The 22816-nt window shown below is 74.2% G+C and carries 19 protein-coding genes; 12 read left to right on the top strand and 7 right to left on the bottom strand.

Annotated elements, in window-relative coordinates:
- The first annotated feature begins 249 nt into the window (after positions 1-249).
- The 3 genes from ACSU53_RS22870 (at position 250) to ACSU53_RS22880 (ending at position 3376) form a co-directional block, all read left to right on the top strand.
- Positions 250-1041, top strand: a complete 792-nt coding sequence (locus ACSU53_RS22870; RefSeq protein ID WP_437030505.1) for an endo alpha-1,4 polygalactosaminidase — start codon at positions 250-252, stop codon at positions 1039-1041.
- A gap of 226 nt (positions 1042-1267) precedes the next feature.
- Entirely contained in the window at positions 1268-3004 is a 1737-nt protein-coding gene (gene ctaD, locus ACSU53_RS22875; RefSeq protein WP_437030507.1) for an aa3-type cytochrome oxidase subunit I, read from the top strand.
- 30 nt (positions 3005-3034) lie between these two features.
- Complete coding sequence (locus ACSU53_RS22880) at positions 3035-3376, top strand: hypothetical protein (RefSeq protein WP_437030509.1); 342 nt, start codon at positions 3035-3037, stop codon at positions 3374-3376.
- Between the two features lie 141 nt (positions 3377-3517).
- On the opposite strand, the gene ACSU53_RS22885 is transcribed toward ACSU53_RS22880, so the two are convergent.
- Entirely contained in the window at positions 3518-4318 is an 801-nt protein-coding gene (locus tag ACSU53_RS22885; RefSeq protein ID WP_437030511.1) for an adenosylcobinamide-GDP ribazoletransferase, read from the bottom strand.
- A 60-nt stretch (positions 4319-4378) separates the two neighbouring features.
- On the opposite strand from ACSU53_RS22885, the gene ACSU53_RS22890 reads away from it, so the two are divergent.
- A complete protein-coding gene (locus ACSU53_RS22890) occupies positions 4379-5143 on the top strand; it encodes a hypothetical protein (RefSeq protein ID WP_437030513.1) in 765 nt (254 codons plus the stop codon).
- A 95-nt stretch (positions 5144-5238) separates the two neighbouring features.
- On the opposite strand, the gene cobT is transcribed toward ACSU53_RS22890, so the two are convergent.
- Positions 5239-6420, bottom strand: a complete 1182-nt coding sequence (gene cobT / locus ACSU53_RS22895; protein ID WP_437030515.1) for a nicotinate-nucleotide--dimethylbenzimidazole phosphoribosyltransferase — start codon at positions 6418-6420, stop codon at positions 5239-5241.
- Positions 6421-6675: 255 nt separating this feature from the next.
- Here cobT and ACSU53_RS22900 point away from each other — a divergent pair, with 255 nt between their 5' ends.
- The gene (locus tag ACSU53_RS22900; RefSeq protein ID WP_437030516.1) at positions 6676-7800 is read left to right on the top strand and encodes a class I SAM-dependent methyltransferase; all 1125 of its coding nucleotides are present in this window, start codon (positions 6676-6678) and stop codon (positions 7798-7800) included.
- A gap of 50 nt (positions 7801-7850) precedes the next feature.
- Here ACSU53_RS22900 and ACSU53_RS22905 read toward each other — a convergent pair whose 3' ends face one another.
- Positions 7851-9050 carry a bifunctional adenosylcobinamide kinase/adenosylcobinamide-phosphate guanylyltransferase gene (locus ACSU53_RS22905; protein ID WP_437030518.1) on the bottom strand — a complete coding sequence of 400 codons (1200 nt, stop codon included), beginning with the start codon at positions 9048-9050 and terminating at the stop codon, positions 7851-7853.
- 115 nt (positions 9051-9165) lie between these two features.
- On the opposite strand from ACSU53_RS22905, the gene ACSU53_RS22910 reads away from it, so the two are divergent.
- Positions 9166-9378: a hypothetical protein gene (locus ACSU53_RS22910; protein WP_437030520.1), complete on the top strand. Its 213-nt coding sequence runs from the start codon at positions 9166-9168 to the stop codon at positions 9376-9378.
- A gap of 166 nt (positions 9379-9544) precedes the next feature.
- On the opposite strand, the gene ACSU53_RS22915 is transcribed toward ACSU53_RS22910, so the two are convergent.
- Both ACSU53_RS22915 and ACSU53_RS22920 read right to left on the bottom strand, forming a co-directional pair.
- Positions 9545-10303, bottom strand: a complete 759-nt coding sequence (locus ACSU53_RS22915; RefSeq protein WP_437033358.1) for a class I SAM-dependent methyltransferase — start codon at positions 10301-10303, stop codon at positions 9545-9547.
- An 80-nt stretch (positions 10304-10383) separates the two neighbouring features.
- The gene (locus ACSU53_RS22920; protein WP_437033360.1) at positions 10384-11061 is read right to left on the bottom strand and encodes a DUF3043 domain-containing protein; all 678 of its coding nucleotides are present in this window, start codon (positions 11059-11061) and stop codon (positions 10384-10386) included.
- 230 nt (positions 11062-11291) lie between these two features.
- Here ACSU53_RS22920 and ACSU53_RS22925 point away from each other — a divergent pair, with 230 nt between their 5' ends.
- The 5 genes from ACSU53_RS22925 (at position 11292) to ACSU53_RS22945 (ending at position 18194) form a co-directional block, all read left to right on the top strand.
- The gene (locus ACSU53_RS22925; protein WP_437030522.1) at positions 11292-12083 is read left to right on the top strand and encodes a PspA/IM30 family protein; all 792 of its coding nucleotides are present in this window, start codon (positions 11292-11294) and stop codon (positions 12081-12083) included.
- 39 nt (positions 12084-12122) lie between these two features.
- Positions 12123-12404: a PspA-associated protein PspAA gene (pspAA, locus tag ACSU53_RS22930; protein WP_437030524.1), complete on the top strand. Its 282-nt coding sequence runs from the start codon at positions 12123-12125 to the stop codon at positions 12402-12404.
- Positions 12405-12877: 473 nt separating this feature from the next.
- Entirely contained in the window at positions 12878-14182 is a 1305-nt protein-coding gene (locus ACSU53_RS22935; RefSeq protein WP_437030526.1) for a sensor histidine kinase, read from the top strand.
- A 25-nt stretch (positions 14183-14207) separates the two neighbouring features.
- Entirely contained in the window at positions 14208-14894 is a 687-nt protein-coding gene (locus ACSU53_RS22940) for a response regulator (protein ID WP_437030528.1), read from the top strand.
- Positions 14895-15050: 156 nt separating this feature from the next.
- A complete protein-coding gene (locus ACSU53_RS22945; protein WP_437030530.1) occupies positions 15051-18194 on the top strand; it encodes an efflux RND transporter permease subunit in 3144 nt (1047 codons plus the stop codon).
- Between the two features lie 198 nt (positions 18195-18392).
- Here ACSU53_RS22945 and nadA read toward each other — a convergent pair whose 3' ends face one another.
- Positions 18393-19586, bottom strand: coding sequence for a quinolinate synthase NadA (nadA, locus tag ACSU53_RS22950; RefSeq protein ID WP_437030532.1), 1194 nt, complete (start codon positions 19584-19586; stop codon positions 18393-18395).
- 328 nt (positions 19587-19914) lie between these two features.
- Between nadA and erpA the strand changes: the two genes are divergently transcribed.
- Entirely contained in the window at positions 19915-20271 is a 357-nt protein-coding gene (gene erpA / locus ACSU53_RS22955; RefSeq protein WP_164332385.1) for an iron-sulfur cluster insertion protein ErpA, read from the top strand.
- A 130-nt stretch (positions 20272-20401) separates the two neighbouring features.
- On the opposite strand, the gene ACSU53_RS22960 is transcribed toward erpA, so the two are convergent.
- Positions 20402-22651 (bottom strand): hypothetical protein, encoded by a 2250-nt coding sequence (locus ACSU53_RS22960; protein WP_437030534.1) that lies wholly within the window; start codon positions 22649-22651, stop codon positions 20402-20404.
- Positions 22652-22816 lie beyond the last annotated feature (165 nt).

Here is a 22816-nt window from a genome sequence, read left to right on the forward strand (position 1 = left end):
GTGGCCGAAAGGTGTGGGTCGACCGGGCCCGGCAGCCGACCCTAGTTGCGACCCGAGGGCGCGGTCACGGCGGGGCCTTCCCCGGTACGGCGGACACCCGGGACGAGACTACGCGCGTATGTACGCTCGCTCATTCCTGCGGTCCCCGATCCCCGGCGCCCCTCCCGCCCGCCGTTCCCTCCGCCCGCCCGCCGTGTTCCTCCGGCCTCCTTCCCCGTGTTCACCCCTCCGGCACGAAAGGCCCTCCCGGTGAGACGCCCCGCCCTCCCCGCCCTCCTGCTCGTCCTGTTCCTCCTGGCGGGCTGCGGCTCGGCGCCCGGCCGGCCGGCGCCCCAGGACGACGGACGCTGGCGGCCCCGGCCGGGGACCGGCTGGCAGTGGCAGCTCAGCGGACGGCTGGACACTGCCGTCGACGTGCCGGTCTACGACATCGACGGCTTCGACCACTCCCGGGAGACCGTCGCCGCCCTGCACCGCGACGGCCGGAAGGTGGTCTGCTACCTCTCCACCGGCGCCTGGGAGGACTTCCGGCCGGACGCCGAGGCCTTCCCCGAGGCGGTGATCGGCCGCGGCAACGGCTGGGAGGGCGAGCGCTGGCTGGACATCCGCCGCACCGACGTCCTGGAGCCGCTCATGGCCGAGCGCCTCGACATGTGCCGCGACAAGGGCTTCGACGCGGTGGAGCCGGACAACATGGACGGCTACCGCAACCGCACCGGCTTCCCCCTCACCGCCGGCGACCAGCTCCGCTACAACCGCCTGATCGCCCGGCTCGCCCACGCCCGCGGCCTGTCGGTGGGCCTGAAGAACGACCTGGACCAGATCCCGGAACTGGTCGGCGACTTCGACTTCGCGGTCAACGAGCAGTGCGCCCAGTACGGGGAGTGCGCCGAGCTGACCCCGTTCGTGGCGGCGGGCAAGGCCGTCTTCCACGTCGAGTACGAACTGCCCACCGACCGCTTCTGCGCCGACTCCCGGCGCCTGGGCCTGAGTTCGCTGCTCAAGAAGTACGACCTGGGGGCCTGGCGCCGCGCCTGCTGAGCCGCCGGGCACCCCCTGGCCGCCGAGGTCCCGCGGCAGGGGCGAATTCCGGCCACTGTCCACGGCTGCGTCACGTGCGGTAGGCCTCGTCACTCGAACGCCGTACGCCAGTCAACTGGACGCGCGCCACGACGCGCCGTTCCGCCCGGAGGTCTGACAGAGTCGGTCGCGGTCGCGCCATGCTGCCTCCCGGAAGCATCCCGAGCCCTCAGCGAGGAGCGGAACAGTGGCGAACGAGAGCACGGTGGGCTCCCTCGACAAGGAGTCCACGGAGTCCTACGAGGACGAGCTGCCGGTCCGCAGCAGAAGGCCCGGCCGGATCGTCGTCTCGTGGCTGACCACGACCGACCACAAGACGATCGGCACCCTGTACCTCGGCACGGCGTTCTCGTTCTTCGTCCTCGGCGGCATCATGGCGCTGGTCATCCGTGCCGAACTGGCCCGTCCGGGCCTGCAGATCGTGTCGAACGAGCAGTACAACCAGATGTTCACGATGCACGGCACGCTGATGCTGCTGATGTTCGCCACCCCGCTGTTCGTGGGCTTCGCGAACTGGATCATGCCGCTGCAGATCGGCGCGCCCGACGTGGCGTTCCCGCGGCTGAACATGTTCTCGTACTGGCTGTTCCTGTTCGGCTCGCTGATCGCGCTCGCCGGCTTCCTCACGCCGGACGGTGCGGCCAGCTTCGGGTGGACCGGCTACACCCCGCTGTCCGACGCGACGCGCTCGCCGGGTCTCGGCTCCGACCTGTGGATCATGGGCCTGGCCTTCCAGGGCTTCGGCACCATCCTCGGCTCGGTCAACTTCATCACCACGATCATCTGCATGCGGGCGCCCGGCATGACGATGTTCCGCATGCCGATCTTCACCTGGAACGTGCTGCTGACCGGTGTCCTGGTCCTGCTCGCCTTCCCGGTGCTGGCCGCCGCGCTGCTGACCCTGGAGGTGGACCGCAAGTTCGGCGCCCACGTCTTCGACGCGAGCAACGGCGGGGCCCTGCTGTGGCAGCACCTGTTCTGGTTCTTCGGCCACCCCGAGGTGTACATCATCGCGCTGCCGTTCTTCGGCATCGTCAGTGAGGTCATCCCGGTCTTCGCGCGCAAGCCGATCTTCGGCTACCTCGGGCTGATCGGTGCCACCATCGCCATCGCGGGCCTGTCGGTCACCGTGTGGGCGCACCACATGTTCGCCACCGGCGGCGTGCTGCTGCCGTTCTTCTCCTTCATGACCTTCCTCATCGCCATCCCCACGGGCGTGAAGTTCTTCAACTGGACCGGCACCATGTGGAAGGGCTCCCTCAGCTTCGAGACGCCGATGCTGTGGTCGCTGGGCTTCCTGCTCACCTTCCTCTTCGGCGGCCTGACCGGCGTCATCCTGGCCTCGCCGCCGCTGGACTTCCACGTGACCGACTCCTACTTCGTGGTCGCCCACTTCCACTACGTCGTCTTCGGCACCGTCGTCTTCGCGATGTTCTCCGGATTCCACTTCTGGTGGCCGAAGTTCACCGGCAAGATGCTCGACGAGCGGCTCGGCAAGATGACCTTCTGGACGCTGTTCATCGGCTTCCACGGCACCTTCCTGATCCAGCACTGGCTGGGCGCCGAGGGCATGCCCCGCCGCTACGCGGACTACCTGGCCGCCGACGGCTTCACCGCCCTGAACACCGTCTCCACGATCTCCGCGTTCCTCCTCGGCGCGTCCCTGCTGCCGTTCTTCTACAACATCTGGAAGACGGCCAAGTACGGCAAGCCGGTCGGCGTCGACGACCCGTGGGGCTACGGCCGCTCCCTGGAGTGGGCCACCTCCTGCCCGCCGCCCCGGCACAACTTCGTCACCCTGCCCCGGGTGCGCAGCGAATCCCCGGCCTTCGACCTGCACCACCCGCAGATCGCCGCGATCGACTGGGCGGACAACCGGCCCGACACCTCCGCGACGGTGGCCCCCGGGGACAAGCAGAGCTGACACCCACCGACCGGAGCGTGGAGGAAGCCCGTGGATCCCAGTCAGGAGAGCGCCCGCGGTCTGGTCCGGCTGGAAGGCCACCTCCTGTGGGCCGCGGAACTCGAGGACGCCCGACGGCGGGCCGCCGCCTTCGCCGAACAGCTGCCCTGGCTGACGACCGCTCAGCGCGAGGACGTGGAACGCGTCTACACCGCCGAACGGGTGGAGGCGTCCCGGGCGTACCTGCTGCGGATCCGCGACCGGGTGGCCGGGCTCCGGCTCGAGTACGAGGAGCGGTACCGGCGGCTGCGCGCCCGCTGCGTGGCCGCCGCGCTGGTGGCCGCGGCGAGCGGTGTCCTCACGGCGGCCGTCGCCGTCCTCACCCGCCACTGACGCCCCTGACCCGCCGCTGATCCGCCGCGGCGTGCGGCACCGCTGCCGTGGCCACCGCCGCCGGGTGCCGCGGGCCGGACCGGCGTGGGCGGCGGCGTCGCGGCGGCGGCCGGTGCCTCGCCGCCGGCCGTCCGGAGGGTGTCAGCCCAGCGCGAGGACGACGAGCGCCGTCGTCGCCGCCGTCTCCGCGAGCCCGCCGAACACGTCCCCCGTCACGCCGCCGAACCGGCGCACACAGTGCCGCAGCAGGAGTTCGGCGGCGGCCACCGACAGGGCGACGGCCAGGACCGCGCGGACCACGCCGTCCGCCCCGAGTGCCGTGCCGCCGGCCGCCGCCGCGAGCGCCACCGCCACCGCGGCCCCCGCCGCGCCCGCCACCGGCACGGCCCCCGCCACCGCCGCGCCCAGCCCGTCCGGACGGGCGGACGGCACGCCGGTGCGGGCGGCCAGCGTCATCACCAGCCGGGCCGCGGCGCCCGCGACCACCGCGGCGAGCGCGCCGCGCGTCCACGTGTCGTCGTAGGCGCGGGCCAGGGCGGCCGTCTGGGCCGCCAGCACCAGGACCAGGGTGATGACCCCGAACGGCCCGATGTCCGACTGCTTCATGATCCGCAGCGCGTCCCCGGCCGGTTTCCCGCTGCCCAGCCCGTCCGCCGTGTCGGCCAGCCCGTCCAGGTGCAGCCCGCGGGTCAGCACGGCGGGCACGGCGACGGTGGCGACGGCGGCGAGCGTGGCCCCGGAGCCGAGGAACAGCAGCAGCAGGCCGGCGGCGGCCGACGCGGCACCGACCGCCAGCCCCGTCAGCGGGGCGCACAGCATGCCGGCCCGGGCGGCCGGGCGGTCCCAGCGGGTCACCCGGACCGGGAGCACGGTGAGGGTGCCGAAGGCGAAACGGAGGCCGTCGGCGGGGGAGGCGGGGGAGGCGGAGGAGGGCGGGGGCACCGGCGCAGATTACCCGGCGGTCAGCAGGGCAGCCCGGGCGGGCATGGATAAAGTTCGCATATGGGACAGTGGTTGGAGCGGAACATCATCGAGCCGGGCAAGCTGCCGCTGCTCCTCGCGCTCGCCGCCTTCGTCCTCACCTTCGTCATCACCCGGGTCATCACCCGCATGATCCGGGCCGGCAAGGGCCCCTTCGGCAACGTCAAGGCCGGCGACCTGCACATCCACCACGTCGTGCCCGGAGTCATCCTCACCGTCGTCGGCGGCTTCGCCGCGGTGGCGGGCGGACGGCACGGCTTCGGCTCGGCGGTGGCCGCGGTGGTCTTCGGCATCGGCGCGGGCCTGGTGCTGGACGAGTTCGCGCTGATCCTGCACCTCGACGACGTGTACTGGAGCGAAGCGGGACGGCAGAGCGTGGAGGTGGTCGTCCTCACCGCGGCCCTGGTCGGCCTGCTGCTGGGCGGCTTCTCCCCGTTCGGTGTCGACGACCTCGACGCGGACGAGCAGCAGAACCGGGCGAACCTCATCAGCACCGTCACGGCGAACTTCCTCTTCTCCCTGATCGCCCTCAGCAAGGGCAAGGCGAGGATCGCCGTTCTCGGGGTCGTCGTCCCCGTCATCGCCCTGATCGGCGCGATCCGGCTGGCCCGGCCCGGTTCCCCGTGGGCCAAGCGCTTCTACCGGCGCCGTCACCGGGCCCGTGCCCGGTCCGTGCTGCGCGCCTACCACCACGACCGCCGGTGGTCCGGCCCCCGGCGCGCCGTGCAGGACTGGATCGGCGGCAAACCCGACCCCGATCCGCCGCGTTCCCTCGAACACCGCTGAGGGGCCGCACCGGGGCGGCCGGGCTCCGCGGCCGGGGCCGGGGGCCGGGGGTCCGCGCCGATGTCCGGCGGGCCCGGGCCCCCGGGTGCGGGACGCTAGGCGGTGACGTCCGGGGTTCCCGCCGCCTCCACCGCGTCGACCGCCTCGCCCTTCCCCGCTCCGGCCTCTGCCCCCGCCTGCGCCTCTGGCCCTGCCTCCGCCGGGCCGGTCCGTCCGGACCGCTCCGCCGGCTCCGGGCGCTCCGGCAGTTCGGCGGCGAGCGCGGCCGCCGCCTGCACCAGGGGGAGGGCCAGCAGGCCGCCCGTGCCCTCGCCGACGGTGACGCCGTGGGTGAGCAGCGGCTCCAGGGCCATCCGGTCCAGCGCCTTGGCCTGGCCCGGCTCACCGCTGTCGTGGGCGGCCAGCCACCAGTCCGGCGCCCGGAACGCCACCCGCTGGCCCACCAGCGCGCACGCCGCCGTCACCACGCCGTCCAGCAGGACCGGCATCCGCCGCACGGCCGCCTGCAGCAGGAAGCCCGTCATCGCGGCGAAGTCCGCACCGCCGACCGTCGCCAGCAGCCGCAGCTGGTCGCCGAGCACCGGCCGGGCCCGCCGCAGCGCGTCCCGGATCGCCGCGCACTTGCGCATCCACGCCAGGTCGTCGACGGCCAGCCCGCCCCGTCCGGTCACCACCGACGCGTCCGTCCCGCACAGGGCCGCCACGAGCACGCCCGCCACGGTGGTCCCGCCGACGCTCACGTCGCCCAGCACCACCAGGTCCGTACCGGAGTCGGCCTCCTCGTCGGCCACCGCCATCCCGGCCCGGAACGCCGCCTCGGTCTCCTCGAGGGTCAGCGCGTCCTCCCGGTCCACCCGGCCGCTGCCGCGCCGCACCCGGTGCCGCACGACGTCGGCGGGCAGCGACCCGGGCTCGCAGTCCAGGGCCATGTCGACCACCCGCACCGGCACGCCGAGGCGCCGGGCCAGCACGGCCACCGGACGGCCGCCCTCCAGCACCTCCCGCACCAGCTCCCCGGCGCTGCCCGCCGGGCGGGCGGACACCCCCAGCCCGGCGATGCCGTGATCACCGGCGAAGAGCACGACCCGGGGCCGCTCGACCGGCCGCACCGGCACCGAGGACTGGGCGGCCGCCAGCCACTCGCCCAGGTCGTCGAGCCGCCCCAGGGAACCGGGCGGCACCGCCAGGCGCTCCCGGCGCGCCTCCGCGTCACGGCGCACTCCGCCGTCCGGGCGCTCGATCAGATCGGTGAAGTCGTCGAGATTAAGCGAGCTCATTCGCCGAACAGTACCGGCCCGTGCCGAACGGGGCCGAGCCCCGGCCGCCCGCCCCGAGCCGCCCTTCACGCCCCCTTCGGGCCCCGCTCCGCCCCGCTGCCGGCCCACCACGCCGCCCCGGCGCCGTTGCACCCCGGACGGGTGCCCGGTACGCAATGCTTTGCGGTGGATTGCCGTACGCCCACCGCTCGGGAGCCGCCCATGTCCGTACTGCCGCCCGTGCCCCCGGTGCCTCCGGTACCTCCCGTCCCCCCGATGCCGACCGTCCCCCCGGCGGCCGCCGCGCCCGCCGCGCCGCCCGTTCCCCCGGCGCGGCCCGCGCCGCCGCCCCCGCCCGTGTCCCCGGCGGTCCCCGCGCCCGGGGCGAGCACGCGGGTGCACGAGCCGCGCCGCGACGACTGCCCCTGGTGCGGTTCCGCGCGGCTGCGGAACCGGCTGCGCACCGGCGACCTGAGACGCCACCGGCCGGGCCTGTTCACCGTCGACGCGTGCCGGGACTGCGGCCACACCTTCCAGAACCCCCGGCTCACCGCCGAAGGGCTGGCCTTCTACCGGCGGGCCGTGCGCGGCGCGCCCCGCGACCCCGCCACCGAGTGGGTCCTCAGGCTGAGCACCGCCCCACGCCGCCACCGCGCCACCGCGCGCGCCATGCTGCCCTTCGGCGAACCGGAGAGCTGGCTGGACGTCGGCACCGGCCACGCCCGGTTCCCCGCGCTCGCCCGGGAGTTCTTCCCCTACACCGCCTTCGACGGCACCGACCCCACCGCCCGCGTCGAACGCGCCCGCGGCCTCGGCCGCGTGGAGGAGGCCCACGTCGGCCCGCTGGCCCACCCGCGCCTGCGCGCCCGGCTGGCCGGGCGGTACGACGTCGTCAGCGTGCTCCACCACCTGGAACGCGTCCCCGACCCCCGCGCGGAACTCCACGCGGCCCTCGACGCCGTGCGCCCCGGCGGACACCTGCTCGTCGAGACCCTGGACCCGCGCTGCCTGTTCGCCGCCCTCCTCGGCCGCTGGTGGCTGCCCTACGACCAGCCCCGCCGGCTCCACCTGCTGCCGCCGCGCAACCTCCGCGCCGTCCTGGAGGAACGCGGCTGCGTGATCGTCGAGGCCTCGCGCCGTGCCGCCCACGTGCCGCACGACCTCGCCGGGGCGGCCGCCCTGGCCCTCGCCCACTCCCTGCCCGCCCCGGACACCCCGTGGCGCGCCGTCCCGCCCGCCGCCTTCGACCGGCACCTGCGCACGGTGCTGCTGCGCGCCGGGGCACCGCTGGTGGCGGGTGCCCTGGCGGCCGACCTCGTGCTCGCCCCCCTGCTGCGGCACACCCCGTTCGCCAACGGCCACCGGATCATCGCCCGCAAACCGGCCCGGACGGCCGGCTGACGGCCCGGAGCACGCCCCCGGGCCGGGGCGCGCCCCCGGGCCGGGCGCGGTCAGCCCCGCAGGACGAGCGCCTGGCCCGCCACCACCAGCAGCACCTGCTCGCACTCGTCGGCGAACGCCGCGTTCAGCCGCCCCAGCTCGTCCCGGTACCGGCGGCCGGACGCGGTGGCGGGCACGATGCCCGACCCGACCTCGTTGGACACGGCGACCACGGTCCGCCGGGTCTCCCGGACCGCGTCCGTCAGTTCCCGCACCCGCTCCCGCAGTGCCCGCTCCCCGCCGCCCGCCCACTCCGCGTCGTCCCACGCCCCGACCGCGTCCATCGCGTCGGTCAGCCACAGCGACAGGCAGTCCACCAGCAGCGGCGGCCCGTCGTCCTTGAGCAGCGGCACCAGGTCGCACGTCTCGACGGTCCGCCACGAACCCGGCCGCCGCTCCTGGTGCACGCACACCCGCGCCGCCCACTCGGTGTCCCCGTTGCGCGACCCGCCCGTCGCCACGTACAGCACCTCGGGGAAGGTCTCCAGCCGCCGTTCCGCCTCCACCGACTTGCCCGACCGGGCCCCGCCCAGCACCAGGGTGCGCTGCGGGACGTCCGGCACCTCCTCGTAGGCGCCCACCTCCAGGGTGGTGCCGTCCGGGACCGCCCGGGCCCCGGCCGCCGCCAGCCGCCGCCGGGTCTCCGGGCCCGGCGGCAGGTCGTGGCCGAGGTGGACGGCGACCACGTCGGTGGCCGCGCCGACCGCCCCCACCGCCCGCAGCCGGGCCAGCGCGTCGGGGCGCCCCACCACGTCCAGCAGCACCAGGCCGTAGGGCTCCGCCGGCTCCTCCAGCCCGGCCGGCGCCCCGCCCGGCGGCAGGTACAGCAGCCGGTGGCCGTCCGGGCCGGTCACCGCGTACCCGGTACCGGGCGCGTCCAGGGCCACCGCCCGGACCCGGTGGCCCGTCATCAGCGCCAGTTCGCGTCCGTCCGGCACCCGTCCGGGCTGCGGCAGCCCCGCGGGCACCTCCACGGCCGGACCGTCGTGCGGGTGCGACAGCAGCACCTGGCGCACGCCGCCGAGGGAGCGGCCCGCCCGGGCCGCCGTGAGCGCCGCGCCGGGTGTCAGGTCCAGCAGCAGCGCGCCGTCCAGAAGCAGTGAGGTGGCCGCGCGCGCGTCCGGCCCGAGGGCGCGGGCGCAGGCCGCGCAGGGGCAGTCGGGGCGGGGCAGGCCCGCGGGAGCACCGGTGCCGAGCAGAGTGAGTTCCACGCCCCGATTTTCACCCCTCCCCACAGGCCCTGCCCGCCCGACTAGGCTTCGGGCAGGAGCCGGACCGGGATCCGGCTTCTGTCGTGCAGTGTGCTCACACCCATGGGAGGCGTACGTGGCGGCATGGACGTGGCGGTTCGAGAAGGCCGACGGGACGCAGGTCGAGCCCGCGGTGCAGCCGGAGGACTTCACCACCCAGGGGGACGCCGAGTCCTGGATCGGGGAGAACTGGAAGGCCCTGCTGGAGGGCGGCGCCGACCAGGTGCGGCTGTTCGAGGACTCCACCGAGATCTACGGGCCGATGAGCCTGCACGCCCAGGACGCGTGAGTCCGGACGCGTGAGCCGGGACGCGTGAGGCGGGACGTGTGAGCCCGCGGGCGGGGGCCGCCGGGCCCTCGCCCCGTACCGCCCGGCTCCCCGCGCCCGGCCCTGCCCGGCTCAGGGTCCCCGCCCGCACCGGGCGGTCTCTGTGCCGGGCCGTGCTGCGTGGGGGTCAGCCGCGCACGCCGCACAGGTGCAGCAGTGCCGCCACCCCGCGGTAGGGGTCGGTGCGGCCGGCCTTCTCCTCGACCGCGAGCAGTGTCTCCAGGTCCTCCGGGAGGCCGGTGCCGTCCGCGGTGTCCGCGTCGTCCGCGGCGGTGTCGGTGAAGATCCGGACGCCGTACCAGGTCTGGAGCGGGGCTCCGATGCCCGCGAGGGTCGCCGTCATCTTCTGCAGCCGGTCGGCCCGGCCCTCCGCCCCGGGGCGCGGCGGAGCCTCCTCGTCGGAGCCGGTGCGCGAGTGCGGCAGCCGGGCGGTGGCGCGGAAGGCGGCCAGCGCGCCGGACCAGTCGCCCGACAGGCCGGGCCGCATCGCCAGCGCGTCGCCGTTGCGCACCAGCAGCGACAGCAGGCCGCCGGGCGCGAGCATTCTTGCCAGCCCCGCGACCAGCGGGTCCGGCTCCGCCACGTGCATCAGCACCCCGTGGCAGAGCACCACGTCGAAGCTGCCCGGGAGGAAGTGCACGCCGGTGTCCCGGCCGTCGCCCTCGACGATCCGCATCCGCTCCCGGATGCCCTCGGGCTCCCCGGCCAGGGCCTCGCGGGCCGCGGCGATCAGCTCCGGCTCCCGCTCCAGCCCCGTCACCTGGTGACCGGCCCGGGCCAGCCGCAGTGCCTGCGTGCCCCGGCCCATGCCTACGTCCAGCACGCGCAGCCGGCGGCCGACCGGGAAGCGCGCGACTATCTGCTCCTCCAGCTGGCGGGCGACCAGCTCCTGCCGGACGACGTCACGCAGCCCCCCGGACGGAGCCGGCCGGGTGGGGGCGGCGCCGTCCGCGAACGGCGTCGCGCTCAGGGCCGTTCCCCGCGCTTCACCTGGGGCTTGGGCAGCCGCAGCCGCCGCATCTGCAGCGACCGCATCAGCGCGTAGGCGACGGCGCCGCGACGGTTGTCGTCCGGGAAGCGCTCCGCCAGCCGCTTCTTCAGCCGGAAGGCGGTGACGATCGAGTCGAGCACGATCATCACGATGACGACCAGCCAGAGCAGCAGGGCCGCGTTCTGGACCTGCGGCACCCGGACCACGCTCAGCACCAGGATGATCACGGCCATCGGCAGGAAGTACTCGGCGATGTTGAACCGCGAGTCGACGAAGTCGCGGGCGAACCGCCGCACCGGACCCTTGTCACGGGCGGGCAGGTAACGCTCGTCGCCGGTGGCCAGCGCCTGGCGCTGCCGCTCCAGCGCGGCTCGGCGCTCCTCGCGCTGCCGCTTGGCGGCCTCCTTGCGCGTCATCGAGGTGTTGGCCACGCTGCGGCGCTGGGACTGGGCCACACTCCGCTTGGGCGTGGGACGCCCCTTGGGGGCCTCCGGGTGACGGGGCTGCTTGGAGTCGGTCACCGTCGCCTTGTCGGCGGCCGGGGCCTTCTCATCCTTGGCACGGCTTCGGAACACAAAACCCAAGGGTACGGGGTCCCCGGGGTTGGACCCCAGCCCGGTGGGGAACGATCCGGCAACACCGGACGTCTGTATGGGGACAGAGGGGACGTCGTACCCGAACTCCGGGTGTGTCACCGGGCCGGTACCCGGGGATCACCTACTCCTTGCGCGGGATCGGGAGAGCGGTCAGTCGTCCTTGGGGAGGAGCGCATCCGTCCCCGGACAGTGCGGTAATGGATGCAGGGCCCGTACTGTGGGTTCTGTCGCAGACCTGTGAGCTGGAGTCCGTCAGAAGGGGGCGCGCGAAGCCCATGAGCGGTGTCATGAAGCGTATGGGGATGATCTTCCGCGCGAAGGCGAACAAGGCCCTTGACCGGGCCGAGGACCCGCGCGAAACCCTCGATTACTCGTACCAGAAGCAGCTGGAGCTGCTCCAGAAGGTCCGCCGCGGTGTCGCCGACGTGGCGACGAGCCGCAAGCGTCTGGAGCTCCAGCTGAACCAGCTCCAGTCGCAGTCCTCCAAGCTGGAGGACCAGGGCCGCAAGGCGCTCGCGCTGGGCCGGGAGGACCTGGCCCGTGAGGCGCTGTCCCGCCGTGCCGCGCTCCAGCAGCAGGTGACGGACCTGGAGACGCAGCACGCGACGCTCCAGGGCGAGGAGGAGAAGCTCACCCTCGCGGCCCAGCGGCTCCAGGCCAAGGTGGACGCCTTCCGCACCAAGAAGGAGACCATCAAGGCGACGTACACCGCCGCCCAGGCACAGACCCGGATCGGCGAGGCCTTCTCCGGCATCTCCGAGGAGATGGGCGACGTGGGCCTGGCCATCCAGCGGGCCGAGGACAAGACGGCCCAGCTCCAGGCGCGGGCCGGTGCCATCGACGAACTGCTCGCCTCCGGTGCCCTGGACGACCCGTCCGGCACGCACAAGGACGACATCCAGGCCGAGCTGGACCGGCTCTCCGGTGGTACGGATGTGGAACTGGAACTGCAGCGGATGAAGGCCGAGCTGGCGGGCGGCCCGAGCGCGGGGCAGCAGGCCATCGAGGGCGGCACCGGTCAGGCCGACCCCCGGACCCAGCAGCAGCCGCAGGACACCCCGCGCTTCGACAAGCAGTAGCACCGCCGGCCGCCGGGATCCACGCCTGAGGAGGGCGACGTGATCGTACGGATCATGGGGGAGGGGCAGGTGGCTCTCGCCGAGAGTCACCTCTCCGAGCTCAACAAACTGGACGAGGAACTGCTCGCCGAGATGGACAACGGCGACGGTCCGGGCTTCCGGACCACGCTCCAGGCGCTGCTCGCCAGGGTCCACGAACTCGGTGAGCCCCTGCCGGACGACTCCCTGGAGCCCTCCGACCTCATCCTGCCGTCCCCGGACGCCACCATCGAGGAGGTCAGGGAACTGCTGAGCGACGACGGTCTGATCCCCGGCGTCTGAAGGCCCCGACGGACTCGCCGGCCCCCGGCCTCGTCCGACGCCGTCCGGGCTGTTGCGACGCCCGTCCGGGCCATTCCGACGCCGTCCGGGCCGTTCCTCTGCCGCCCGAGCCGCGCGATGCCGCCCGACGCCGTTCGACAGCGTCCGCACGCGACACGGAGCCGCCCCCGCACCACCGGGGCGGCTCCGTGCGCTCCCAGGGCCCCCGGGCCCCCGGGGCCCTCCCGCCGTCCGGGCTCCAGGCCCCTACGGCCGCCCTGCCCCGGCCGTTCCCCGGCGGCTCCCGGCCCTCCCCGCACCGATCGGGTACGGCACCGCGCCCGCTGCCGTGCCGCCTCCGCAGGCCCGCACCGCGGGTGCCGCGCCGACCGCCTCCCCGGCCGCCGGTGCCGCCCGCCCCGGCCGCCATCGCCTTCCGTCCCGGCGGCCGAGCCCGCCCGGGTACCGCGCCGGCCGGGCTACCGTAGACGGCCGTGAGCACCTTGACGCGCGCCCGGTGCCGGCTGCGGGCCCACCCCTTCGCCCTCGACACCGCCCTCGCCGCGGGCGTCCTGGTCTGCATGGTGGCCGGCTCCTTCGTCGACCCGCACGGCCCGGACGGCGTCACCTGGAGCCTGCGCACCCCCGGCCCGCTCGGACTGGCGCTGATGGCGCTCGGCGCCGTGGCCCTGGCCTTCCGGCGCCGAGCCCCGCGCACCGTCCTCGCCGTCACCGGCGCCGCCTCCGTGCTCGACTCCCTCACCGGTGACCCCCGCGCCCCCGTCGCGATGTGCGCGGTGATCGCGCTCTACACCGTCGCCTCCGCCACCGACCGCCCCACCACCTGGCGCCTCGGACTGCTCACCATGACGGTCCTGACCGGCACCGCCATGGCCGCCGGACCCCTGCCCTGGTACGCGCAGGAGAACCTCGCGATCTTCGCCTGGACCGGCATCGGGGCCTCCGCCGGTGACGCCGTCCGCAGCCGCCGCGCGGTCGTCCGGGCCATCCGGGAACGCGCCGAGCGCGCGGAACGCACCCGCGAGGAGGAGGCCCGGCGCCGGGTCGCCGAGGAGCGCCTGCGCATCGCCCGGGACCTGCACGACGTCGTCGCGCACCACATCGCCCTGGTCAACGTCCAGGCCGGGGTCGCCTCGCACGTCATGGACAAGCGGCCCGACCAGGCCAAGGAGGCGCTCGCGCACGTCCGGGAGGCCAGCCGGTCCGCGCTGGAGGAGCTGCGCGCCACCGTCGGCCTGCTCCGCCAGTCGGGCGACCCCGAGGCGCCCACCGAGCCCGCCCCCGGCCTGGACCGCCTCGACGACCTGGCGGGCACCTTCCGCAGTGCGGGGCTCCGGGTCGAGGTGGCCCGCGACCTGCGGGACACCACGCTGCCCGCCACCGTCGACTCGGCCGCGTACCGGATCGTGCAGGAGGCCCTCACCAACGTGCAGAAGCACGCCGGCTCCGGGGCCCGGGCGGAGATCAGCATCGTGCGCGTCGGACAGAACATCGAGATCACCGTGCTCGACGACGGAACCGACGAGGAACCCGCCCCGGCTCCCGGCGGCGGGCACGGACTGCTCGGCATGCGGGAACGGGTCACCGCCCTGCGCGGCACCCTGACCACCGGCCCCCGCTACGGCGGCGGCTTCCGGGTCCATGCGATCCTGCCCCTCCAGACCCGCACCACGCCCGCCGCCGGCACCACGCCCGCCCGCACCGGCCCGGCGGCGGCCACGGCCACCGCCGGCACCACCACCCATCCGCCCACCGCGACGGCCGCCGACGGCCCGTGAACCGCGCATCCCCGGGGGAGACCGCATGACCATCCGCGTCCTGCTCGCCGACGACCAGGCCCTGCTGCGCAGCGCCTTCCGCGTCCTCGTCGACTCGGAGCCGGACATGGAGGTGGTGGGAGAGGCGTCCGACGGAGCGGAGGCGGTGCGGCTGGCCCGCGAACAGCGGGCCGACGTGGTCCTCATGGACATCCGGATGCCCGGCACCGACGGACTCGCCGCCACCCGCCTGATCAGCGCGGATCCCGGCCTCGCCGCGGTCCGCGTGGTCATACTGACCACCTTCGAGGTCGACGACTACGTGGTGCAGTCGCTGCGCGCCGGCGCCTCCGGCTTCCTCGGCAAGGGCTCCGAACCCGAGGAACTGCTCAACGCCATCCGCATCGCCGCCGACGGCGAGGCCCTGCTGTCCCCGGCCGCCACCAAGGGCCTGATCGCCCGCTTCCTCGCCCAGCGCGACCCGGCCGACGGCACCGACCGCGACCCGGCCCGCGCCGAACGGCTCGACTCGCTCACCGTGCGCGAGCGCGAGGTGCTGGTCCAGGTGGCCGGGGGTCACTCCAACGACGAGATCGCCGAACGCCTGGAGGTGAGCCCGCTCACGGTGAAGACGCACGTCAACCGGGCCATGAGCAAGCTGGGCGCCCGCGACCGGGCCCAACTGGTGGTCATCGCCTACGAGTCCGGTCTGGTACGTCCGAGGGTGGACTGACCTCACCCCGGTGTACTGCGGGGGGAGTAGGGGCTGTGGAAGGAAATGGACCACGGGGCGACGGATCGCCCGTCCCCGATGGCCCAGTGTGTACAGCGGGCGCCGCCACGCCCGTCCATGCACTTCTGCCGCTCACAGAAGAGAGACCCGTAACCCATGTCCTGGCTGTCCAGATTCAGCCTCGCGCAACGGGCGCTGATCGGACTGATGTCGATCGTCGCGCTCGTCTTCGGGGCGATCGCGATACCCCAGCTCAAGCAGCAGCTGCTGCCCACCATCGAACTCCCGATGGTGTCCGTCCTCGCGCCCTACCAGGGCGCCTCCCCGGAGGTCGTCGAGAAGCAGGTCGTCGAGCCCCTCGAGGACAACCTCGAAGCCGTCGACGGCATCTCCGGCGTCACCTCCACCGCCAGCGAGGGCAACGCCGTCATCATGGCGTCCTTCGACTACGGCAACGACACCAAGCAGCTCGTCGCCGACGTCCAGCAGGCCGTCAACCGGGCCCGGGTCATGCTGCCGGACTCGGTCGACCCGCAGGTCGTGGCCGGTTCCACGGACGACATCCCGGCCGTGGTCCTCGCCGTCACCTCCGACAAGGACCAGCAGGCCCTCGCCGACCAGCTCGACCGGACCGTGGTGCCCGCCCTGAAGGACATCGACGGCGTCGGCCAGGTCATGGTCGACGGCGTGCGCGACCTCCAGGTCACCGTCACCCCCGACCCGAAGAAGCTGGCCGAGGCGGGGCTCACCCCGCAGTCGCTGTCCCAGGCCCTCCAGGCCGGCGGCGCGACCGTCCCGGCGGGCTCCTTCGACGAGGGCGGCGCCAACCGCACCGTCCAGGTCGGTGGCGGCTTCACCTCGCTGCAGCAGATCGAGGACCTCCGGGTCACCGCCGAGCCGGGCAAGGGCAAGCCGGTCCGGCTCGCCTCGGTCGCCGAGGTGAAGCAGGAGGAGGCCCGCGCCACCTCCCTGACCCGCACCAACGGCAGGCCCAGCCTCGCGGTGATGGTCACCATGGACCACGACGGCAGCGCGGTCGCCATCTCGGAGGCCGTCCAGGACAAGCTGCCCGGGCTGCGCGAGGACCTCGGGTCCGGGGCCTCGCTCACCGTCGTCAGCGACCAGGGCCCGGCCGTCTCCCAGGCCATCGAGGGCCTCACCACCGAGGGCGCCCTCGGTCTGGTCTTCGCCGTCCTGGTCATCCTGGTCTTCCTGGCCTCGATCCGGTCGACCCTGGTGACCGCGGTGTCCATCCCGCTGTCCGTGGTGCTCGCCCTGATCGTGCTGTGGACGCGTGACCTGTCGCTGAACATGCTGACGCTGGGCGCGCTCACCATCGCCATCGGCCGCGTCGTGGACGACTCCATCGTGGTCCTGGAGAACATCAAGCGGCACCTCGGCTACGGCGAGGAGCGCCACGAGGCGATCATGAAGGCGGTGCGCGAGGTGGCCGGGGCGGTGACGTCCGCGACGCTCACCACCGTCGCCGTCTTCCTGCCGATCGGCCTGGTCGGCGGCATGGTGGGCGAGCTGTTCGGCTCCTTCAGCCTCACCGTGACGGCCGCGCTGCTGGCGTCCCTGCTGGTGTCGCTGACGGTCGTGCCGGTGCTGTCGTACTGGTTCCTGCGTCCCCCGAAGGGCACCCCCGAGGACGCGGCGGAGGCCCGCCGGCTGGCCGAGGAGAAGGAGGCCCGGAGCCGTCTCCAGCAGGGCTACCTCGCCGTGCTGCGTTTCGCCACCCGGCGCCGGCTGGCCAGTCTGGCCATCGCCGTGGTCGTGCTGATCGGCACGCTCGCCATGGCCCCGCTGCTCAAGACCAACTTCTTCGACCAGGGCGAGCAGAAGGTCCTCACCGTCCGGCAGGAGCTGGACCCCGGCACCAGCCTCGCGGCGACCGACGCCCAGGCGAAGAAGGTCGAGAAGCTGCTCGGTGACACCGACGGCGTCAAGGACTTCCAGGTGACGGTCGGCTCGTCCGGCTTCATGGCGGCCTTCGGCGGCGGTACGGACACCAACCAGGCGACCTACCAGGTGATGCTGGAGGACTCCGCGTCCTCCGACGACGTCCAGGACGCCCTGAAGAAGGGCCTCGCCGGTCTCGACGGCCTCGGCACCACGACCGTGGCCGCCGGGGACGGCTTCTCCAGCCAGGACCTCGGCGTCGTCGTCAAGGCGGCCGACGCCCAGGTGCTGCGCAAGGCGACCGACCAGGTTCAGGAGGCCGTGGCCTCCCTGGACGACGTCACCGACGTCAGCAGCGACCTGGCGCAGAGCGTGCCCCGCATCTCGGTCCGGGCGAACGAGAAGGCCGCCGCGGCGGGCTTCGACGACCAGAGCCTCGGCGGCGTCGTCGCCCAGGCGGTGCGCGGCACCCCGGCCGCCAAGGTGCTCCTGGACGACGCCGAGCGCGACGTCGTCATCCGCTCGGCCCGGTCGGCCGGCACCCTGGCCGAGCTGAAGAAGCTGCCGCTGGGCCCGGTGGAGCTGGGTGACATCGCCACCGTCGAGCTGGTGGACGGCCCGGTCTCCATGACCCGGATCGACGGCCAGCGGTCGGCCACCGTCACCGCGACGCCGACCGGCGACAACACCGGCGCGGTCGGGTCGGCCCTCCAGGCGAAGATCAAGTCGCTGACGCTGCCGGCGGGAGCCTCCGCCGAGATCAGCGGCGTCACCGAGGACCAGGACGAGGCGTTCCTCAACCTGGGCCTGGCGATGCTCGCCGCGATCGCGATCGTCTTCATGCTGCTGGTGGGCACCTTCCGGTCGCTCGCCCAGCCGCTGATCCTGCTGGTGTCCGTGCCGTTCGCGGCGACCGGCGCCCTGGGTCTGCTGCTCGTCACCGGCATCCCGATGGGCGTCCCGGCGATGATCGGCATGCTGATGCTGATCGGCATCGTGGTGACCAACGCGATCGTCCTGATCGACCTGATCAACCAGTACCGCGCCCGGGGCCACGGCGTCATCGAGGCGGTCCTGGAGGGCGGCCGCCACCGGCTGCGGCCCATCCTGATGACGGCGCTGGCGACGATCTTCGCCCTGCTGCCGATGGCGCTCGGCGTCACCGGCGAGGGCGGCTTCATCGCCCAGCCGCTGGCCGTGGTGGTGATCGGCGGTCTGATCACGTCGACGCTGCTCACCCTGCTCCTGGTGCCGACGCTCTACGCAATGCTGGAGCTCCCCAGGGAGCGGCGTGCGAAGCGGAAGGCGCTGAGAAAGGGCGCGGCTGGTCCGGAGGAGGCGGAGTCCTCGTCCTCGGACACCTCCTCCTCGGACGAGGCGGCGCCGGCGCAGGTCTGACCCGGAGCACGAACGGCCCCGCACCGGTGCGATCCGGTGCGGGGCCGCTCCGGATCGCACCAGGGAGGCCGCGTCCGTCCGGCCGCGCACGGCCGGGCCCAAGCCGTGTCCGTCCGGCCGCCCACGAAGAAGGCCCACCCGGCATCGAGGTTCCGGGTGGGCCTTCGTCCTGGGCGGCCGGGCACGGGGCCCGTGCCGTTACGGCAGCGCCAGCATGCGCTCCAGCGCCAGCTTGGCGAAGGACTCCGTCTCCTTGTCGACCTCGATGCGGTTGACCAGGTTGCCCTCGGCGAGGGACTCCAGCGCCCACACCAGGTGCGGCAGGTCGATGCGGTTCATGGTCGAGCAGAAGCACACCGTGCGGTCGAGGAAGACGACTTCCTTGCCCTCGGGCGCGAACCGGTTCGCCAGCCGGCGGACCAGGTTCAGCTCGGTGCCGATGGCCCACTTGGAGCCGGCCGGGGCCGCCTCCAACGTCTTGATGATGTACTCGGTCGACCCGACGTAGTCGGCCGCGGCGACGACCTCGTGCCGGCACTCGGGGTGGACCAGCACGTTGACGTCCGGGATGCGCTCGCGCACGTCGTTGACCGAGTCCAGGCTGAACCGGCCGTGCACCGAGCAGTGGCCGCGCCACAGGATCATCTTCGCGGCGCGCAGCTCGTCGGCGGTCAGCCCGCCGTTCGGCCTGTGCGGGTTGTAGACGACGCAGTCCTCCAGGGACATGCCCATGTCCCGCACCGCGGTGTTGCGGCCCAGGTGCTGGTCGGGCAGGAACAGCACCTTCTCGCCCTGCTCGAACGCCCAGTCGAGGGCGCGGCGGGCGTTGGAGGAGGTGCAGATCGTGCCGCCGTGCTTGCCCGTGAACGCCTTGATGTCGGCGGACGAGTTCATGTACGACACCGGCACGACCTGCTCGGCTATGCCGGCCTCGGTCAGCACGTCCCAGCACTCGGCGACCTGCTCGGCGGTGGCCATGTCGGCCATGGAGCAGCCGGCCGCGAGGTCCGGGAGGACCACCTTCTGGTCGTCGCCGGTCAGGATGTCGGCGGACTCGGCCATGAAGTGCACACCGCAGAAGACGATGTACTCGGCCTGCGGGCGGGCGGCGGCGTCCCGGGCCAGCTTGAAGGAGTCGCCCGTGACGTCGGCGAACTGGATGACCTCGTCGCGCTGGTAGTGGTGGCCGAGGACGAAGACCTTGTCGCCCAGCTTCTCCTTGGCCGCGCGGGCGCGTTCCACCAGGTCCGGGTCGGACGGCGAGGGCAGGTCGCCGGGACACTCCACACCGCGCTCGCTCTTCGGGTCGGCCTCACGGCCGAGGAGCAGCAGGGCGAGGGGCGTCGGCTGTACGTCGAGCTCCTGGGTCTGGGCGGTGGTCACGACACGCACCCTTTCTGTTCTGCGGCTCGCCGGGCCCGTCAGGACCGGATCCGGCGGGACATGCGGGACACCGTTGCGACTTTTCGTCGGATTGACGCTATCTATCATAACCGCTTCACGTCACTTTGACGACGGCCATAGCGTCCATGTGACGTGAATCCCGGCCGCGGGTACGGGTATTCCCGTGGACGGGCGGAAGGGGCCGTTCTCCCGACGCCGGGGGTGTGCGAGCATGAAGACGGAGCGGGAAAACGAGCTCCCGGCCCGGAATGAATCCGCGGCCCCGCCGGTTGCAACCGTCGGCAAGCAGTCTCCGTACAACCCGGGAGAGATGTAGATGTCCGTATCGGACGAGACCACCACCGTCACCGACGGCATCGTTCTGACCGACGCCGCCGCGGGCAAGGTCAAGGCCCTGCTCGACCAGGAAGGCCGTGACGACCTCGCCCTGCGCGTCGCCGTCCAGCCCGGCGGCTGCTCCGGCCTGCGGTACCAGCTCTTCTTCGACGAGCGCTCCCTCGACGGTGACGTGGTCAAGGACTTCGACGGCGTGAAGGTCGTCACCGACCGCATGAGCGCCCCGTACCTCGGCGGCGCCACCATCGACTTCGTGGACACCATCGAGAAGCAGGGCTTCACCATCGACAACCCGAACGCGACCGGTTCCTGCGCCTGCGGCGACTCCTTCAGCTGACCCGCAGCGCGGCCGGGCGACGACCGGGCCGGGACCTCCCGGAACGGCGCGCACGACGCGTACGACGAAGGCGGCGGCCCCCTCCACGGGGGTCGCCGCCTTCGTGCTGCCGCCGGACGCCGGGCCCGCGTCAGCGGCTCTCGCCGGACGGCGCCGGGAGCCGCGCGCCGTCCTTGTGCAGCGGCACGGCCTCGCCGTCCCGGTCCACGACCTCGCGGTCGCCGAGCGGGGCGTCCAGTTTCACCGTCTGCTGGTACTGCTTGGCGATCAGGATGCAGACCTCGCCGGGCCGCGTCTTCTCCGTGACGGTCACCGTGACCTTGCCGCCGCTCTCGCGCGCCGTCGTCGTGTAGTCCGCGCACACGCCGCCCGTGAACGTCACGGTCAGCTCGTCGCCCTCGGCGGTGTAGCCCTCCACGTCCACGGGGCGCTCGGCGGGCGCCGAGGTCGGCTCGTCGCCCGGCCCCGAGGGCGCCGGACTGCCCTCACCGGAGCGGGTGGCGGAGGACAGGTACTCCGGGTCGACCGCCGGGTACGTCACCGTCGACGTCTCCTGCACGCCCGGCGTACGCACCTCGAACAGCCAGGACGGCACCAGGGCCGGCTTCCCGTCCACGGAGTGCGAGGCCAGCCCGAACACGGCCCGGTCGACGGTCAGCGTCTCCTTGCCGTCCGCGCCGCCCCCGCCGTCCTTCGGCGGTACCGCGGAGGTCTCCTCGCAGGGTCCCTCCCGGCCCTCCGCGCCCTCGTCCAGCGGCGCGGGAGTGGCGCAGCCGCCGATGCCGCCGCGCCGGTCGGCTCCCGGCGCCGCGTTCATCAGCTTCAGCGCCTCCCCGGCGCCCACCACGGGGTAGGTGTCGGACTTCACCGGCTTCAGCAGCCGGCCCCGGGCGCCGCCCACGGCACCGTCGGCGCCGACCGTGACCACCGTGTCCCAGCCGGAGGTCGGCAGCCCGCCGACCTCCGGAGCGGCGTTCACCGTCCGGTCGGTGCCCACCGCACGGCTCGCGTCCAGCTTCGCCGTGTCCTGGCCGAGCGCCTTCAGCAGGGGCAGGGCGGCCTTCTCGGCGGCCTCCTCGGACACCGGCGGCCGGTCGGCCGGGGGCGCCTTGCAGGTGTCCCCCTTGCAGTTGTCGGTGGTCAGGGCGTTCCGGCTGAACGTCCAGGCGCCCGGCGCCCGCTGCTCCACCCGGAGCACGGGCCCGGAACCGTCCTTGCCGCCGATCCGCCAGCTCCCGCCCTCCGACACCGGCCTGCCCTCGACGCCGAGCGCCTTCGCCAGGCCGCTGACCTGCTCCTGCGTGACCTGTCCCGGCGTGCGGTACACCGGGGCCGAGCCGGGGCCCTCGGGCAGCGGGCCATCGGCACGGTAGACGGCCCCGTACGGGTTGGGCTCGCCCGGCGCGATACCGGGCACGCCGCCCTCGGCGTAGCCGTCCAGGGCGAGCGGCGGGGGAGTGGGGTCGCCGTTGGCCCCCGGGGTCGTGCCGCCACCGGAACCGGAACCGCCGGCCACGCTCGTGGCGAGGTACGCCCCGCCGCCCCCGACCAGCAGGACGGCGGCGGCCACGGAGGCGATCAGCACGGGCGTCCGCCGCCCCGCCCCGGGCCGGTGCCCCGGCCCGTCGGGGCCGTCGGCCCGCGAGGAGTCACCGGAGCCGCCGGAGTCACCGGAGCCGTCGGAGCCGTCGGAGCCGTCGGGCGAGCCGAGGGAGCGGGAGGAGCCGGGGGAGCCGGGGGAGCCGGGGGAGTCTGCGGCGCCGGACGGCTCGGACGAACCGGCGGGACGGGGCGGGGAGACCCCGGCCGCACCGCTTCCGCCGTCGCCCTCCACCGCCGGGCCCCCGGTGTCCCCGGTGCGCGCGGCCCCGGTGGGCGCGGCCCCGGTGGTCTCCGACCCGGTGGGCTCCGCCCCGGCGGGCGCGCGGTCCGCGTCCCCGTCGTCCGGCCCGCCGTCGGCCCGGACGTCGCCCGGGTCGTCGGCGGAGCCGCCGGAACCACCGGAGCCGCCGGTCTCGCCGGTCGCGCCGGAGGGTACGGAGACGTCGGATCCGCCGGTGTCACCGGACTCGCCGGGGCCGCCCTGGCCGCCCGCCTCACCGGACGCCCCGGCCCCGGCCGCACCGCTCGGCGCCCCGGCCCCGGCCTCGTTCCCGGCCTCCGGCCGCTCGGCGGGCTCCCCGTCGCCTCCGCCCGCCCCGGGCTCCGCCGGCGCCCCTGGTGCGTTCTGCTCCCCCTGTGCGTTCTGCTCCCGTTCCCGGGCGGCGGCGTTCCCGTCGTCGCCGCCACCGCCCGCCGGAGCGCCCCCGGTGTCGCGCGCGTTGCCGGCGGCCCGTGCCTCGGCGCCGGCGTCGTCGTTGTCGGGTCGCTCGGTGTTCACCGCATCGCTCCTTCGGCTGCACAGCTGTCCCGGAAGACCCTGCCCGGTCGTGCCCGGACTGCTGAGGGGTCGTATCCCGCATCCCCTTTACGGGGGACAGCGATGGGACGCAGCGGGGGAGCGCACGGTTCCCCCGGGGCCCGGCGGGCAGGCCCCGGGGTGCCG

Origin of the sequence: Streptomyces sp. enrichment culture (assembly GCF_964273255.1) — a bacterium.
Taxonomy (GTDB): domain Bacteria; phylum Actinomycetota; class Actinomycetes; order Streptomycetales; family Streptomycetaceae; genus Streptomyces.